The 15,704-nt window shown below is 70.7% G+C and carries 15 protein-coding genes; 13 read left to right on the top strand and 2 right to left on the bottom strand.

What is annotated here, in order from left to right:
• Window positions 1-223 precede the first annotated feature (223 nt).
• Window positions 224-574: an Rv2175c family DNA-binding protein gene (locus ACFC1W_RS11565; protein WP_375992509.1), complete on the top strand. Its 351-nt coding sequence runs from the start codon at window positions 224-226 to the stop codon at window positions 572-574.
• Window positions 575-583: 9 nt separating this feature from the next.
• Here the strand turns inward: ACFC1W_RS11565 and ACFC1W_RS11560 are convergent, their stop codons facing one another.
• The gene (locus tag ACFC1W_RS11560) at window positions 584-1,678 is read right to left on the bottom strand and encodes a polyprenyl synthetase family protein (protein ID WP_375992506.1); all 1,095 of its coding nucleotides are present in this window, start codon (window positions 1,676-1,678) and stop codon (window positions 584-586) included.
• A gap of 64 nt (window positions 1,679-1,742) precedes the next feature.
• On the opposite strand from ACFC1W_RS11560, the gene ACFC1W_RS11555 reads away from it, so the two are divergent.
• The 10 genes from ACFC1W_RS11555 (at window position 1,743) to ACFC1W_RS11510 (ending at window position 12,696) form a co-directional block, all read left to right on the top strand.
• Window positions 1,743-2,108 (top strand): DUF3040 domain-containing protein, encoded by a 366-nt coding sequence (locus ACFC1W_RS11555; protein WP_375992504.1) that lies wholly within the window; start codon window positions 1,743-1,745, stop codon window positions 2,106-2,108.
• Between the two features lie 198 nt (window positions 2,109-2,306).
• Window positions 2,307-2,738: a division/cell wall cluster transcriptional repressor MraZ gene (gene mraZ / locus ACFC1W_RS11550; RefSeq protein ID WP_241110851.1), complete on the top strand. Its 432-nt coding sequence runs from the start codon at window positions 2,307-2,309 to the stop codon at window positions 2,736-2,738.
• Between the two features lie 105 nt (window positions 2,739-2,843).
• Entirely contained in the window at window positions 2,844-3,797 is a 954-nt protein-coding gene (gene rsmH, locus ACFC1W_RS11545) for a 16S rRNA (cytosine(1402)-N(4))-methyltransferase RsmH (protein WP_375992500.1), read from the top strand.
• Window positions 3,794-4,408, top strand: coding sequence for a hypothetical protein (locus ACFC1W_RS11540; protein WP_375992497.1), 615 nt, complete (start codon window positions 3,794-3,796; stop codon window positions 4,406-4,408). The genes rsmH and ACFC1W_RS11540 overlap by 4 nt, the downstream gene beginning before the upstream one ends.
• 4 nt (window positions 4,409-4,412) lie before the next feature.
• Window positions 4,413-6,194, top strand: a complete 1,782-nt coding sequence (locus ACFC1W_RS11535) for a peptidoglycan D,D-transpeptidase FtsI family protein (RefSeq protein WP_375992494.1) — start codon at window positions 4,413-4,415, stop codon at window positions 6,192-6,194.
• A gap of 25 nt (window positions 6,195-6,219) precedes the next feature.
• Window positions 6,220-7,635 (top strand): UDP-N-acetylmuramoyl-tripeptide--D-alanyl-D-alanine ligase, encoded by a 1,416-nt coding sequence (gene murF / locus ACFC1W_RS11530; RefSeq protein WP_375992491.1) that lies wholly within the window; start codon window positions 6,220-6,222, stop codon window positions 7,633-7,635.
• Window positions 7,632-8,744, top strand: a complete 1,113-nt coding sequence (gene mraY / locus ACFC1W_RS11525; RefSeq protein ID WP_241110846.1) for a phospho-N-acetylmuramoyl-pentapeptide-transferase — start codon at window positions 7,632-7,634, stop codon at window positions 8,742-8,744. Before murF ends, mraY begins: the two co-directional genes overlap by 4 nt.
• A complete protein-coding gene (gene murD, locus ACFC1W_RS11520) occupies window positions 8,741-10,294 on the top strand; it encodes a UDP-N-acetylmuramoyl-L-alanine--D-glutamate ligase (protein ID WP_375992487.1) in 1,554 nt (517 codons plus the stop codon). Before mraY ends, murD begins: the two co-directional genes overlap by 4 nt.
• Window positions 10,245-11,513 (top strand): putative lipid II flippase FtsW, encoded by a 1,269-nt coding sequence (gene ftsW, locus ACFC1W_RS11515; protein ID WP_375992484.1) that lies wholly within the window; start codon window positions 10,245-10,247, stop codon window positions 11,511-11,513. Before murD ends, ftsW begins: the two co-directional genes overlap by 50 nt.
• 97 nt (window positions 11,514-11,610) lie before the next feature.
• On the top strand, window positions 11,611-12,696 hold the full coding sequence (locus ACFC1W_RS11510; protein ID WP_375992481.1) for a glycosyltransferase: 1,086 nt from the start codon (window positions 11,611-11,613) through the stop codon (window positions 12,694-12,696).
• A gap of 6 nt (window positions 12,697-12,702) precedes the next feature.
• On the opposite strand, the gene ACFC1W_RS11505 is transcribed toward ACFC1W_RS11510, so the two are convergent.
• Window positions 12,703-13,074: a GntR family transcriptional regulator gene (locus tag ACFC1W_RS11505; protein WP_375992478.1), complete on the bottom strand. Its 372-nt coding sequence runs from the start codon at window positions 13,072-13,074 to the stop codon at window positions 12,703-12,705.
• A 156-nt stretch (window positions 13,075-13,230) separates the two neighbouring features.
• Here ACFC1W_RS11505 and murC point away from each other — a divergent pair, with 156 nt between their 5' ends.
• Window positions 13,231-14,649: a UDP-N-acetylmuramate--L-alanine ligase gene (gene murC, locus ACFC1W_RS11500; RefSeq protein WP_375992476.1), complete on the top strand. Its 1,419-nt coding sequence runs from the start codon at window positions 13,231-13,233 to the stop codon at window positions 14,647-14,649.
• Between the two features lie 6 nt (window positions 14,650-14,655).
• Complete coding sequence (locus tag ACFC1W_RS11495) at window positions 14,656-15,654, top strand: FtsQ-type POTRA domain-containing protein (RefSeq protein ID WP_375992473.1); 999 nt, start codon at window positions 14,656-14,658, stop codon at window positions 15,652-15,654.
• Window positions 15,655-15,704: the final 50 nt, after the last annotated feature.

Here is a 15,704-nt window from a genome sequence, read left to right as displayed (position 1 = left end):
TTGCTGCGGGAACCCCCGCGGAGATCACCTTCGGCGCGTGGGCACGATGGGTGCGGGTATCAGGTCGCAAGAGATTTCCCCCCTCTTCGGACTTCCAGAACCGTGTCACGGATGTAAACCAGTGTCAACGGAAGGGAAATGAGAGTTGGATGTGACTGGTGTGACGCACGCGTGGTCGCGCGGGACCGTGCGAAGGGCACCGGGGGAGTGCGATAGTTGCTGGGTGACCGCTGACGACGCCCCGCGCATCGAGACCGAATGGCTCACCCTGCCCGAACTGGTTGAGGTGCTGGGCGAACCGCTCGGACGCATCCGCCGCTTCCTCGACGAGTCCCAGCTGGTCGGCTCACGACGCGAGGGGGCGCTCAAGGTGCCCGCCGTGTTCATCGTCGACGGACACCCGCTCGCGTCGCTGCGCGGCACCGCGATCGTGCTGCACGACGCCGGATTCTCCGACGACGAGGTCATCGACTGGCTCCTCACGCCCGAGGAGTCGATCGGCGTCCCGCCCATCGAGGCGCTGCGGGCCGGACGCAAGGCGGAAGTCCGCCGCGTCGCCCAGACGATGGCCTGACACTCCGCGTCAGGTCACGCGGACTGTCGCGGCCCGAGCGAGATCGCGCAGCTCGCCCACGGCGGCATTGCCCAGCCGTGCCCCCGAGAGGGAGCGCTCCGCCTCGCGCGCATACGCGCCGATGAGGCTCTCGACGCGTTCGAGCGCGCCCGATTCGACGATGGTGCGCTGCAGCGACGCGATCTGCGCCGCGTCCAGGGTGCGGTCGCCGACGAGCTCGTCGACGATGCGCCGGGCCGGCGGGGCGAGCGACTCGCGCGCGTAGGCGATGAGCACCGTGCGCTTTCCCTCGCGGAGATCATCGCCCGACGGCTTTCCGGTCTCGCGCTCGTCGCCGAATACGCCCAGCACGTCGTCCCGCAGCTGGAACGCCATGCCGAGCGGATGCCCGAACGCGGCGAGAGCGGCGACCTGCGCGGCATCCGCTCCGGCCAGCGCCGCACCGATCACGAGCGGCTGCTGGATGCTGTAGCGCGCAGACTTGAGCGACGCCACCCGCAGCGCGCGGTCGGCGTGACGGTCGTCGTCCTCGGTGACGAAGGCGGATTCCTCGGCGATGTCGAGGAACTGCCCGATCGTGACCTCGCGGCGCATCGTGGCGTATTCCGCTCGCGCGGCCGACGCCCGTGCCGTGAGGGAGACGGCGAGTCCCTCTTCGAAGAGGTCGTCGCTCCAGGCCACGAGCAGATCGCCGAGGAGCACGGCTGCCGAGCGACCGAAGGCCGCGGCATCCCCCGCCCAGCGGGCATCGCGGTGCGACGCCTCGAGGGCGCGGTGCGCGGCGGGGCGGCCCCGGCGGGTGTCGGAGTTGTCGATCACGTCGTCGTGCACGAGCGCCGCGGCGTGGAACACCTCGAGCGCGGCGGCGGCGGTGACGACCTCGGCGGGCAGCGTGGGAGCGGGGCGCGATGCCTCCTCCACCGCCCTCCACCCGGCGACACAGAAGCGGCCGCGCAGACGCTTTCCGCCCTCGACGGTCGCAGCGGCCGCTTCGACGAAGGATGCCGCCTCGGCGCCGAGGTCGGCCGCGTGGAGCCGTTGAGCCGTGACGAAGATGTCCAGACGCTGGGAAATGGCTTCGACAGGATCTGGAGAGGCTGACACGGGCCTAGCCTAGTGATCTACGGCACGCGTAGAATCGGTGCAAGCGAGCTAAAGAGGGGGATGCATGCCACTCTCCGAACAGGAGCAGCGTCTGCTCGACGAGATGGAACGCCATCTGATGCGCAACGACGCAGACGTCGTCAGCGCGCCCAGTGACGGACGCAGCCTCAGCTACCGCAACATCGTCTACGGGACGATCCTCGTGCTCCTCGGCCTCGGCGGACTCATCGTCGGCGTCTCGCAGCAGCTCATCGTGGTCGGCGTGATCGGGTTCGTGGTCATGCTGGCGGGGGTTCTGCTCGCTGTGACTCCCACCCGCGGCACAGGCCGCGTGCGTGTCGAGTCCGAGAAGCCGGCGACCGCCCGCCAGGGGTCGTCCTTCATGGACCGCATGAACAACCGCTGGGACAGGCGTCAAGAGGGGCGCTGACCCGCCCCACCCGCTGACGACGGGAGACGAGCACCGACCTTCGGGTCGGTGCTTTTTCTTTGCCCGGGAACCGCGTCATCGCGCGCCGAATGGAGGCGCAGTGGAGTGTCGCGCGATGAACGGGTGACAAAGTGGAGGGAAGTGGAGTAAAGTGGCGTACACCCAGGGGGGCCGGGATGAAGGGGGAGTGATGAGCCGATGCTGTTGGGCACGCACTCTCCCAAGCTCGATGACAAAGGCCGCGTCATCCTTCCCGCGAAGTTCCGCGACGACCTCGGTGGAGGCGTCGTGGTGACTCGCGGACAGGACCGCTGCCTGTATGTCTTCAGCACGCAGGAGTTCGAGCGGGTGCACGAGCGCATCCGCGAGGCGCCGCTCGCCAACAAGCAGGCGCGGGACTTCCTGCGCATGTTCCTCTCCGGCGCGAGCGCCGAGAAGCCCGACAGCCAGAACCGCATCACGATCCCCCCTCCGCTGCGCGCCTATGCAGGCCTGGAGCGCGACCTCGTCGTCACCGGCGTGGGCGCCCATGCCGAGATCTGGAACGCCGACGCGTGGAACGCCTACGCCGACGCGAACGAAGAGAGCTATGCCGAGCTGGAGCAGGAGGTGATTCCGGGGCTCTTCTGAGAGCCCTCGGTCCTGACTCCCAGCTGCTCGTGCCCTGACATCACTTCCCCGGTGGCAGGTCGGAGCGGATGGGGATCAGGACCGAGGGACACGGCCCCGCACGACATGAACCTCCGTGACATCCACACCCCGGTCCTTCTCGAGCGCTGCGCCGAGCTGCTCGCCCCCGCGCTCCAGCGCGACGGCGCCGTGTTCGTCGATGCCACGCTCGGCATGGGCGGCCACTCCGAGGCCTTCCTCGAGCGGTTTCCGGGCATCCGTCTCGTCGGTCTCGACCGCGACACCGACGCTCTGCGCATCGCCGGCGAGCGTCTGGCGCGCTTCGGCGACCGCGTCACGCTCGTGCACACGGTCTACGACGGCATCGCCGACGCCGTCGCTTCATCGGGATACGCCGCGGCAGACGGCATCCTGTTCGACCTCGGCGTCTCGTCGCTGCAGCTCGACGTCGCAGACCGCGGCTTCGCCTACTCGCAGGACGCCCCTCTCGACATGCGCATGGACCAGTCCGCCGGCACGACGGCCGCCGACATCCTCGCGACCTACGGCGAGGGCGACCTGCGACGCATCTTCGAGCGCTACGGCGAAGAGAAGCTCGCCGGTCGCTACGCCCGCGCGATCATCGCCGCGCGCGCCGAGGAGCCGATCGAGCGGTCCGGCCGCCTGGTCGAGATCCTCGTCGCAGCCACGCCGTACGCGGCCCAGCGCACCGGGCATCCGGCCAAGCGGGTGTTCCAGGCCCTGCGCATCGAGGTGAACCGCGAGCTGTCGGTGCTCGAGCGCGCCATCCCGGCGGCCCTGGGCACGCTGCCGGTGGGCGGCCGCATCGTCGTGCTGTCGTACCAGTCGCTCGAGGACCGCCTGGTCAAGCGAGCTCTGGCCGAGGCCTCGGCCTCCACCGCACCCGCGGGGCTGCCGGTCGAGCTGCCCGAGCACGCACCCAAGTTCAAGCTCCTCGTCAAGGGCGCCGAACTGGCATCAGACGAAGAACGCGCGGTCAATCCGCGCGCCACCCCCGTGCGCCTGCGCGCGGCCGAGCGGGTGCGGGAGGACGCATGAGCACCGCCACCGCACTGGGCGCCGTCGCCGCGACCACGCCGGCGATCGCCCCCGAACGTGGCGGGCGGCCCGATCGCCGGCTGCGCGTCGTCGAGGCACCGGCGCGCCGCCGTCGTCCGAAGCTGCTCTACGGCGTCGTCGCGGTGCTGGGCGCCTTCCTCATCGCCGGTGCGCAGATGGTGCTGTCGATCATGACGACCCAGAGCTCCTACGAGCTGTCCACGCTCACGCAGCAGCAGCGCGACCTGACCTACGAGAAGCAGATCCTCTATGACGACGTCGCGGGTCTCAGCTCGCCGCAGTATCTCGCGGCCAACGCGGCCGCGCTGGGCATGGTGATCGACGAGTCGCCCAGCTACCTCCGGCTCAGCGACGGCGCGCTCCTGGGAGCGGGGGAGGTCTCGCTCGGATCCTCGTCGGTCGACGCCATCGGCCGTGGTGCGGTGCCGAACGCCCTCATCACCGACACGCCGCTCGTGACGGAGCCGGACGCGACGATCGGCGGAAAGCCGGTGGTGCCGGTCGACGCCGGAACGGGCGCCGGCGACGGCGGAGTCGGCAACACTCCGCCTCCCATCACCGACGGACTCCCGACGCCGAGCACACACTGATTCCATGACGACACGCAGCACCCGCAGCCCGCGCCGCCGGACCGTCGTCGCACTGGCCGTCGTCCTCGCGGTCCTCGCCGGTTTCATGGTGCGGCTCGTCGACATCCAGGTCGTCAACGCCGACGAGCACGTGGCCGACTCGCTTGAGATCGCGCTGCGCGGCTCGCAGACGCTGTACGGCACGCGGGGGCAGATCGTCGACGAGACCGGCCAGACGCTGGCGGGCAGCATCCTGGAGTACGACTGCCAGCTCGACCCGCTGCTCATCACACAGATCGACGCGCAGGTGCTCGACGAGAAGTCGGACGCGCGACTCTGGGCGGAGGTGTCGGATGACGTCGCCGAGATCCTCGAGACGACGCCCGATGCCGTGCGCGAGATCGTCGGCGCCGCCCTCGCCGCCGACCCGGGGAGCCGCTACGCCGAGCTGGAGCGCGGGGTGTCGACCGAGCAGTTCCGCGCCCTCGCGGACCTCGGCACGCCCTACATCGTGTGCCTCCAGCACCCGGCGCGCGCGTATCCCGACGGGGCGGTCGCGGGCAACCTCGTGGGCTTCGTGGGCACCGACGGCGACGCGCTCGAAGGCCTCGAGAAGTCGTACGACGACTGCCTCACGGCGACCAACGGCAAGCGCGCCTATCAGAAGGGCAAGGACGGCGTCATCATCCCGGGCACGAAGGTGCAGCAGGATGCCGTCGACGGCGGCACGCTCGAGCTGACCATCCACCGCGATCTGCAGTGGTACCTGCAGCAGCTGATCGGCGAGCAGGTGCAGGACATGCGGGCCGAGCGCGGTGCCATCCTCGTCGTCGAGACGGCGACCGGGAAGATCCGCGCCGCGGCCGAGTACCCCACCGCCGACCCCAACGAGCCCGGCGCCGTCGAGGGCGTCCGAGGCAGCAAGATCTTCGAGGGCACGTTCGAGCCCGGCTCGACGTTCAAGGCGCTGACCGCGGCGACCGTCATCGACGCCGGCGGGCAGACGCCGGCCTCGACCGTGGTGGCGTCGAGCCTCGAGAACTTCCCCGGTGGGGCGCGTGTGCGCGACGCGTTCCAGCATCCGGCGTACACGTACACGCTGGCGGGTGTGCTGATCGACTCGTCGAACGCCGGCATCTCGAAGTTCAGCGAGCGGGTGCCGTCCTCGACCCGCTACGAGTACTTCAAGAAGTTCGGCATCGGTTCGGGATCGGCCGTGCAGTTCAGCGGCGAGGAGTCCGGCGACATCCACCCGGTCGACGAGTGGGGCGCGCAGACGACCTACAACACGTCGTTCGGCCAGGGCCTCACCACGACGATGCCGGAGCTCGCCGGCGCCTACGGGGCGATCGCCAATGGCGGGCTGCGCATGCCGCTGTCGCTGATCGAGTCCTGCACCACGGCGGACGGCACGGTGGTCGAGCCCGAGCTTCCCGAGCCGACCCGTGTGATCAGCGAGTCGACCTCCGCGCAGGTGCGCGCGATGCTCGAGAACGTGTTCCTGCAGGCTCCGTACGCCAAGGCGGTCGAGATCCCCGGCTACCGCATCGGAGGCAAGACCGGAACCGGTGAGAAGTCGGACGGCAAGGGCGGCTACAAGGCCGGCGTCTACTACACGACGATGGTGGGATTCGCGCCCGCCGACGACCCCGAGTACGTCGTCGTCGTCACGCTCGACGAGCCCAAAAAGGTAACATCGTCTGCGGCCAACGCGACCGCGTTCCAGAAGGCGATGACCCAGGTTCTCAAGACCTATCGCGTCATGCCCTCGACGACGGCGCCGAAGCTGTTGCCCAAGTTCGGGTGACGCTTCCGATCCGGCCGGAGACCACATGATCCCCCTCACCATCGCCCAGCTCACCCGTGCCGTCCGGGGTCAGGCCGTCCTCGCGGACGGCGACTCTTCCGAGACCGTCGTCTCGGGCACCGTCGACACCGACTCCCGCCTGATCGCCCGCGGAGACATCTTCGTCGCCAAGCCGGGGGAGGAGACCGACGGGCACCTGTTCGTCGGCGCCGCGGCTGAGGCGGGCGCATCCGTCGCCATCGTGGAGCACCCCGTCGAAGGGGCGGCCCTGACGCAGATCGTGGTGCCCTCGGCGGTGGACGCGCTGGCCGACCTGGCCCGGACGGTCGTCGCGCAGGTCCGCGACCGCGGTGCGCTGCGGGCCGTGGGGATCACCGGCTCGAACGGGAAGACGACCACCAAGAACCTCCTCGCCCGCATCCTCGAGGGCGAGGGTGAGACGGTGTCGCCCAAGGCATCGTTCAACAACGAGGTCGGCGCTCCGCTGACGATGCTGCGCGTGACCGGAGACACGAAGTACCTCGTGAGCGAGTTCGGTGCGAGCGCACCCGGCGAGATCGCCCGGCTCGCCGGTCTCGTCGAGCCCGACATCGGCATCGTGCTCATGGTCGGCATGGCACACGCAGGCGGATTCGGCGGCATCGAGGCGACCTTCCTGGCGAAGTCCGAGCTCGTGCGCTCCATCCGCCCCGGCGGGCTTGCGGTGCTCAACGCCGACGACGCCCGTGTGGCCGCGATGGCGAAGATCGCCGCCGAGCGCGGCGTCGACGTGCTCTGGTTCGGCCGCGGGCCCGACGCGCAGGTGCGCGCGGACGACGTGGTGGTGACGGCATCCGGAACCTCCTTCCAGGTCACTGCCGGCGGCGTGACCGCGCCCTTGAAGCTGCGTGTGCTCGGTGAGCATCACGTGATGAACGCGCTGGCCGCCATCGCCGCAGCGACGGCGCTGGGCGTCTCGCTGGAGGACTGCGTCACCCGGCTCGAGACCGTCGAGATCGCGGAGCGCTGGCGCATGCAGCCGCTCGGGTCCGACCGCGTGCGCATCATCAACGACGCCTACAACGCCAGCCCCGACTCGATGGCCGCTGCACTGCGGACGCTCGCGCAGATCACCGGCCCCGGCGAGCGCACCGTCGCCGTGCTCGGCGCCATGAGCGAACTCGGCGAGCACGCCGAGGAGGAGCACGATCGCGTCGGCCTGCTCGCGGTGCGCCTGGGGATCAAGCGGATCGTCGTGGTCGGCCAGGACGCCCGTCGCATGTACCTCGAAGCCGTCGCGCAGGGGTCATGGGACGCCGAGGCCGTCTTCTTCGCGACCGCCGACGAGGCGTTCGAGTACCTGAAGGGCGAGCTGCGCGACGGCGACCGGGTTCTGGTGAAGTCGTCGAACTCGGCGGGTCTGCGGTTCCTCGGCGATCGTCTGGGAGAATCGTTCTCGTGAGATCACTCCTGACTGCAGCCGCGATCTCGCTGGCATTCACGCTGTTCCTCACCCCTGTCTTCCTGCGGCTCTTCCGCAAGTGGGGCTGGGGACAGGTGATCCGCACGCCGGAAGACATCCGCAACCCCAATCACAAGGCCAAGCGCGGCACGCCCACGATGGGCGGGACGATCTTCATCGTCGGCACGATCGTCGGCTACCTCGTCGGCGGGATGGTCGGCAACAACCCGCCCACCGTCTCGGGCCTGCTCGTCATCTGGATGATGGTGGGCCTCGGGGCGGTCGGCTTCATCGACGACTACATGAAGGTGCGACAGCAGCGCTTCATGGGACTCAGCGGCTGGCGCAAGGTCGTCGGCCAGGTGATCGTCACGGTGCCGTTCGGCGTCGTCGCGCTGATGTTCCCGAACGGGTTCGACGAGACACCGGCATCGCCGTACGTCTCGATCTTCCGCGACGTCCCCGTCCTCGGGTTCATGACCTTCGGCCTCATCGCCGGATGGATCCTCTACCTCGCATGGATCACGTTCATCGGCGTCGCCTTCTCGAACAGCGTCAACGTCACCGACGGGCTCGACGGCATGGCCGCCGGCGCCGGCATCTTCGTCACCGGCGCGTACAGCCTCATCGCGTTCTGGCAGTTCAACCAGGCCTGCTGGGGCGGCGACGGCCTGTCGGAGGCGGCCAAAGCCGCGTGCTACCCGACCCGCGACCCGTTCGACCTCGCGATCATCTCCGCGGCGTTCGTCGGCGCCCTCGTCGGCTTCCTCTGGTGGAACGCGCCGAAGGCCAAGGTCTTCATGGGCGACGTCGGCTCGATGGCGATCGGCGGCGTGATCGCCGCGATGGCGATCCTCACCCGCACCGAGCTGCTCGCCGTGCTCGTCGCCGGAGTCTTCATCATCGGCCCCGGCTCGGTGATCCTGCAGCGCCTGTACTTCAAGGTCACGCGCGGCAAGCGACTCTTCCTCATGAGCCCGTTCCACCACCACCTCGAGCTGCGCGGATGGTCGGAGGTCACCATCGTGGTGCGCATGTGGATCATCGCCGGTCTGCTCGCCGTGTCGGGCGTCGGCTTCTTCTACGTCGAATGGCTCTCGCGCACATGACCTCACAGCGTCTCGACTCGCTCACCAGCTGGTACGCGGACTGGAAGGGGCGGCGGGTCGCCGTGCTCGGCCTCTCGGTGACCGGCTTCTCCGTCGCCGACACCCTCGCCGAGCTGGGCGCAGAGGTGCTCGTCGTGAGCGAGAAGGCCGACGAGGAGTACGCGAGGCTGGTGCCGGTGATCGGCGCCCGGCTCTGGACGGGCGCGCTCGACGTCGTGCCGCAGGAGCTCGCAGACTTCGCGCCCGAGGTCGTCGTCGCCTCGCCCGGCTTCGCGCCGGGGCATCCGCTCATCTCCTGGGCCCGCGACGCGGGCATCGCGCTGTGGGGCGACATCGAGCTCGCATGGCGCGTGCGCGACAAGGTCACCCGGCCGGACGGCACGCCCGCCGAGTGGGTGCTGATCACCGGCACGAACGGCAAGACCACCACCGCACGGCTGACCGCGTCGATGCTCGTCGCCGGCGGGCTGCGCGCCGCGCCGGTGGGCAACATCGGCACCCCGGTGCTCGACGCGGTGCGCGACCCGAACGGCTTCGACGCCCTCGTCGTCGAGCTGTCGAGCCACCAGCTCTGGTACCTCGGCCTGCAGGACGGGCCCGCACCGCTCTCGCCGCATGCCGCAGTGTGCCTCAACCTCGCCGATGACCACCTCGAGTGGCACGGGTCGTTCGAGGCGTACCGCGACGCGAAGGCCCACGTGTACGACAACACGCGGGTCGCATGCGTGTACAACAAAGCGGATGCCGCGACTCGCGCCATGGTCGAAGACGCCGAGGTGGTCGAGGGCGCACGCGCCATCGGCTTCGACCTCGGCGTGCCCGGGCCGAGCGACCTCGGCGTCGTCGACGGGATCCTCGTCGACCGCGCGTTCCTCGAGGACCGTCGCACCAGCGCGCTGGAGCTCACGACGGTGTCCGAGCTCGCCGAGCTCGGCCTCGCCGCGCCGCACGTCGCGGCGAACATCCTCGCCGCAGCGGCGCTGGCCCGCTCGCTCGACGTGGCACCTGCCGACATCCGCGACGCCCTGCGCGGCTTCCGGCTCGATCCCCACCGGATCGAGGTCGTCGCGCAGCACGCCGGCGTCACATGGGTCGACGACTCGAAGGCGACCAATCCGCACGCCGCGGCCTCCTCGCTGACGGCCTACCCGGGTGCGGTGTGGATCGTCGGCGGTCTGCTGAAGGGCGTCGACATCGCGGCACTGGTGTCGGAGCGGGGCGCGAGCGCCAAAGCCGCGATCGTGATCGGCACGGATCGCACCGCCATCGTCGCCGCGTTCGAGCGACACGCGCCCGCGGTGCCGGTCTGGGAGGTGGACGACGCGGAGACTGAAGAGGTCATGACGCGGGTCGTCGAACTGGCGGCCGGGATCGCGCGTGACGGGGACGTCGTTCTGCTCGCCCCCGCCGCGGCATCCTTCGACCAGTTCTCGTCCTACGCGGACCGAGGCCGGCGCTTCGCGGCGGCGGTGAGGGAACGGATCGGAACGGGGGCCGGCGATGAGCACGACGCAGTCGCGGACCCGTCAGACCCCGACGACGCCGCCTGACGCCTCGTTCCGCGGCGGCGGCCTCGCCGCGCGGGTGTCGCTGGGGCGCGTGTTCGCCCCGGTGCCCAGCGAGTTCCTGCTGATCTCGTCGACGGCGCTGCTGCTGACGTTCTTCGGGCTGGTGATGATCCTGTCGGCCACGTCCGCCGTGGCGACGGCCGCCGGGCTGCCTCCGTATGAAGCCGTGCTCAAGCAGGCGGTCTTCGCCATGATCGGCGTGCCGCTGATGTTCATCGCGAGCCGCGTGCCGGTGTCGTTCTGGAAGCGCATCGCCTGGCCCGCGCTGATCGTCGCGACGGCGTTCCAGCTGCTGGTGTTCACGCCGCTCGGCGTCGACAACGACGGCAATCGCAACTGGATCAACATCGCCGGCATGCAGGCGCAGCCGTCGGAGTTCCTCAAGCTGGCACTCGCGCTGTGGCTGGGGTTCATCCTCTTCCGCAAGCAGACGCTGCTGAGCAAGTGGCAGCACGTCTTCATCCCGATCGTGCCGGTGTCGGTCGCGGTGTTCGCGACGGTCCTCGCCGGTCACGACCTGGGTACCGTGATCGTGCTCGTGCTGATCCTGCTCGGCGCGCTCTTCTTCTCGAACGTGAAGCTGCGGCTGTTCGTGATCCCGCTCATCCTCGCGATCGTGGGCATGGCGGTGTTCGCCGTGACCAGCCCCAACCGCATGCGGCGCATCATGAGCTTCCTCGACCAGAACTGCATCGCGGACTACCTCGACTCGTGCTACCAGCCGCTCCACGGAATCTGGGGGCTCGCCAACGGCGGCGTCTTCGGACTGGGCCTCGGCAACTCGCGCGAGAAGTACGACTGGCTGCCTGCCGCCGCGAACGACTACATCTTCGCGATCGTCGGCGAAGAGGTCGGCCTCATCGGCTGCGCCGTCGTGCTCGCCCTGTTCGCGCTCTACGCCGTTGGCGCGTTCCACGTGATCCGCAAGACCGATGACCCCTTCGTGCGCATCGTCGCGGGCGCCATCACGGTGTGGATCGTCGGCCAGGCGCTCATCAACATCGGCGTCGTGCTCCGCGTCTTCCCGGTGCTCGGCGTGCCGCTCCCGTTCATGTCACAGGGCGGCACGTCGCTGGTCTCGGTGCTCGTCGCCTCGGGCGTGCTGCTGTCGTTCGCCCGCACTCTGCCCGCGGCGGTGGCCAAGCGCCAGGCCGCGATCGAGGCGGCACGCGCCTCACGGGCCGCCCGCGCGGCCCGCTGACGCTGCGGACGCGACGCGCCGACAGCCGTCGGGTGCGCCCGGTCGGGCGCCCGACCGGGCGGCTTCGGGCGCCCGACCGGGCGGCTAGGCTCGTCGGGTGACGACGTATCTGCTCGCCGGCGGCGGCACCGCCGGACACGTCAATCCTCTTCTCGCCGTGGCCGATGCGCTGCGGGCGCAGGATCCCGGCGCCGAGGTGCTCGTGCTCGGCACCCGCGAAGGCCTCGAAGCCCGGCTCGTGCCCGAGCGCGGCTACGAGCTGCTCTTCGTCGACAAGGTGCCCTTCCCACGTCGTCCCGACTCGGCGGCCGCCGCCTTCCCGGTGCGGTTCCCGCGCGCGGTGAACCAGGTGCGCTCGCACATCGCCACGCGCGGCGTCGACGTGGTCGTCGGCTTCGGCGGCTACGCGTCGGCGCCCGCGTACCTCGCCGCCCGCCGCGCACGCGTGCCGTTCGTCGTGCACGAGGCGAATGCGCGGCCGGGTCTCGCGAACGTGCTCGGCGCGCGCACCGCGGCCGCCGTCGGCGTCGCTTTCGACGGCACTCCGCTCAAGCGCTCGCGCGTGGTCGGGATGCCGCTGCGTCGCGAGATCGTCGAGCTCGACCGCGCCGCGCGCAGGACCGAGGCGGCGGCGCACTTCGGGCTCGCCCCAGACCGCCCCGTGCTGCTGGTCTTCGGCGGTTCGCTCGGCGCGCAGCGCCTCAACGAGGCGTTCGGCGAGGGCCACGGCGCGGCCTGGCGCGACGTGCTCGCCGCCGGCTGGCAGCTGCTGCACGTGACGGGGGAGCGGTCGACGCTCACCGACCCGGGCGAGCCCGGCTACGCCGTGCGCCGCTACGTCGACCGGATGGACCTCGCGTTCGCCGTCGCCGACCTCATCGTGTCGCGCGCCGGCGCCGCGACGGTGAGTGAGATCGGCGCGCTCGGGATCCCCGCCGTCTACGTTCCGTACGCCGTCGGCAACGGCGAGCAGGCCCTGAACGCCTCGTCGGCCGTCCGCGCCGGCGCGGCCATCCTCATCGCGGACGCCGACTTCACCGCCGACCGCGTGCGCAGCGACATCGTGCCGCTGCTGGCCGATGAGAGTCGTCGCGCGGCCATGACGGCGGCCGCGGCATCCGTCGGCACTCGAAACGGCACCGAGAACGTGATCGCCCTCATCGACATGGCCCTCGGGCGCTGAACGGGGTCAGGCGCTCTCCGGGCCACCGCCGCGCAGCGCCGCAGCGACGAGAGCGAGGGCTTCGTCGGGGTCGAAGCGCAGACTGCGGATCTGCTCGGCGAACATCGTCGCCGCCTGCTGCGCGGCCCGGTGCGCGGGATCGCCGCTGAACGACACGAATGTCCCGTTGCGTCCGCGGGTCTCGATCACACCGGATGCCTCGAGCTCGCGGTACGCGCGGGCGACGGTCCCGTGCGCCAGGCCGAGGTCTTCGGCCAGTCGTCGCACCGTGGGCAGGCGCTGCCCCGCCGGGAGCTCGCCGGACGAGATCGCGTCGACCAGTCCGCCGCGCAGCTGCTCGAACGGCGGGACGGGCGACGCGGAGTCGATGGTGATCATGCGGGACCTCCTGCAGGCGGTGCTCGATGTGGCCCACGGTAGCGCGGCCGCGGCACGAGACGATCGTCCCGAGAGGTCCCACGCACGTTCGATCGCGATGGGGGACGGGCGCGCCGGGGCCACGGCATCCCGACCCCAACTTAGGATTGACGGGTCATGATCAGACCTGACCTCACCCTGCCCATCCCCGAGAACATCGAGGCCGCCCACTTCATCGGCATCGGCGGCTCCGGCATGTCGGGCCTCGCCCGCATGTTCCTCGCGCGCGGCATCCGCGTCTCGGGCTCGGACCGCGCGGACAGCGCAGGCCTGCGGGAACTGGCCGCGCTGGGTGCCACGGTGCACGTGGGGCATGACGCCGCGAACCTGGGCGACGACGTCGACACCGTCGTGCACACCGGCGCCATCTGGCCCGAGAACCCCGAGTTCCTGCTGGCCAAGCAGCGCGGGCTGCATGTCATCCACCGGTCGCAGGCGCTCTACTGGCTCATCGGCGGCCGCCGCCTCGTCTCTGTCGCGGGCGCCCACGGCAAGACGACTTCGACGGGCATGATCGTCACCGCGCTGCGGACGCTCGGCACCGATCCCACGTTCGTCAACGGCGGCGTCATCGCCCAGCTCGGGGTGTCGAGCGGCAGCGGCACCGACGACCTCTTCGTCATCGAGGCCGACGAGTCCGACGGCACGTTCCTGCTCTACGACACGTCGGTCGCGCTCATCACCAACGTCGACCCCGACCACCTCGACCACTGGGGCTCCGCCGACGCGTTCTACGACGCCTTCGCCCGTTTCGGCAACGAGGCCCGTGAGGCCGTCGTCATCTCGTCCGACGATGCGGGTGCACGCCTCGTCACCGAGAGGCTCACGCACGAGCGCGTGGTCACCTTCGGCGAGGCGTTCGACGCGGCGGTCCGGGTGGCCGACATCCGCACGGAGGGTCCGGTGTCGTTCACGATCAGCCACGACGGCGTCGCGGTCGCCGGCCGGCTCCCCGTTCCCGGCGCGCACAACGCGATCAACGCCACCGGCGCCGTCGCGGTGCTCCTGACCCTCGGCTTCGAGCTCGAGCCCGCCGTCCGCGCGGTCGAGGAGTTCGCCGGCACGGTGCGCCGCTTCGAGCTGCACGGCACGAAGCGCGGCGTCAGCGTGTACGACGACTACGCCCATCACCCGACCGAGGTCGCCGCGGCGCTGGCGGCCGCGCGCACGGTCGTCGGGGAGGGCCGCATCATCGCGATCCAGCAGCCGCACACGTACTCGCGCACGCAGGAGATGTACCGCGAGTTCGCGGAGGTGCTCGAGACGCACGCCGACCACACCGTGATGCTCGACGTCTACGGCGCCCGCGAGGATCCGGTCCCCGGTGTGACCGGCGAGCTCGTCAGCGGCGCCTTCGCCGACCCGGCTCACGTGCACTATGTGCCCGACTGGCAGGAGGCGGCCGACTACGCCGCGTCGGTCGCGCGCGACGGCGACTACGTCATCACCCTGGGCTGCGGCAACGTCAACCTCATCATCCCGCAGGTGCTCGACGCCCTCGAGCGCTCCACGTCCCTCGACAACCCGGGGGAGTAGCAGCCGATGCGCCGGCCGTCGCCGCTCCCGCCGCCCGTCAGCGGCGAGACCCGGCGTGCCGCCCCTGCGGGCGACGCGACGTCAGCGGTCGATGACACCGACCGCGCGGTCGAGGAAGCCGGCGACGCGGCGGTCATCCCGATCGACTCCGCTGAGGCGATCGGGAGCGCGGGCCGCGCCGCTCCCGTCCCGCTACCGGCGGGGGACGCGAACGGTTCGGACGCCTCCTTCGCCGACGACGCGGTGGGGATCCGCGAGGTGTGGCGCGCCGCGCGCGCCCGGCGCAAGGCCCTGCGCGCCGAGGTGCGGCGATTCACGGCCCGGCAGCGACGACGCCGTGCGGTCTGGATCGGTGTGACGGCATCCCTCCTCGTCCTCGCCCTTTCGACGATCGGCGCGGCGTACAGTCCGCTGTTCGCCGTGGAGACCATCACCGTCGAGGGCGTCCAGCAGCTCGACGAAGCCGACGTGCGGGCTGCGCTCGGCGACCAGCTCGGCACGCCGCTGCCGCTCGTCGATGAGAGCGCGGTGAAGGCGGCGCTCGTCACCTTCCCGCTCGTGCAGTCGTACACGCTCGAGGCGAGGCCGCCGCACGAGCTCGTCGTGCGCATCGTGGAGCGCCTGCCGATCGGCCTGATCGAGACTCCTGCCGGCTACACACTGGTCGATGCCGCCGGTGTCGCGCTGTCCACCACGCAGACCCCGATGACCGGCGTGCCGCTCCTCGACATCCGCGGCGGCGTCTCGTCCGACGCGTTCACCGCGGCCGGGCGGATCATGCACGCGCTGCCTGACGAGATCCGGTCGCAGGTCACGGGCGTCACGGCCTCGACCCCCGACGACGTGAGCCTGCGTCTCGGGGGCACGAGGACGACCGTGGTGTGGGGGAGCGCCGACGACTCCGCGATGAAGGCACTGACCCTCGGCAAGGCGATGGTGTCGCGCCCGCCCGCCGGTGTGAGCGTCTACGACGTGTCGTCTCCCACGGCGATCGTCATCCGCTGACCCCTCGCGACACCGTTATCGGACGAGATGTCGCGACACGCCCACCCCGG

This window comes from Microbacterium sp. NPDC056003, assembly GCF_042274785.1.
In the GTDB taxonomy this organism is placed as follows: domain Bacteria; phylum Actinomycetota; class Actinomycetes; order Actinomycetales; family Microbacteriaceae; genus Microbacterium.
Note: the sequence above shows the minus strand (reverse complement) of the source record. Positions and strands in the feature narration are given on the sequence as shown.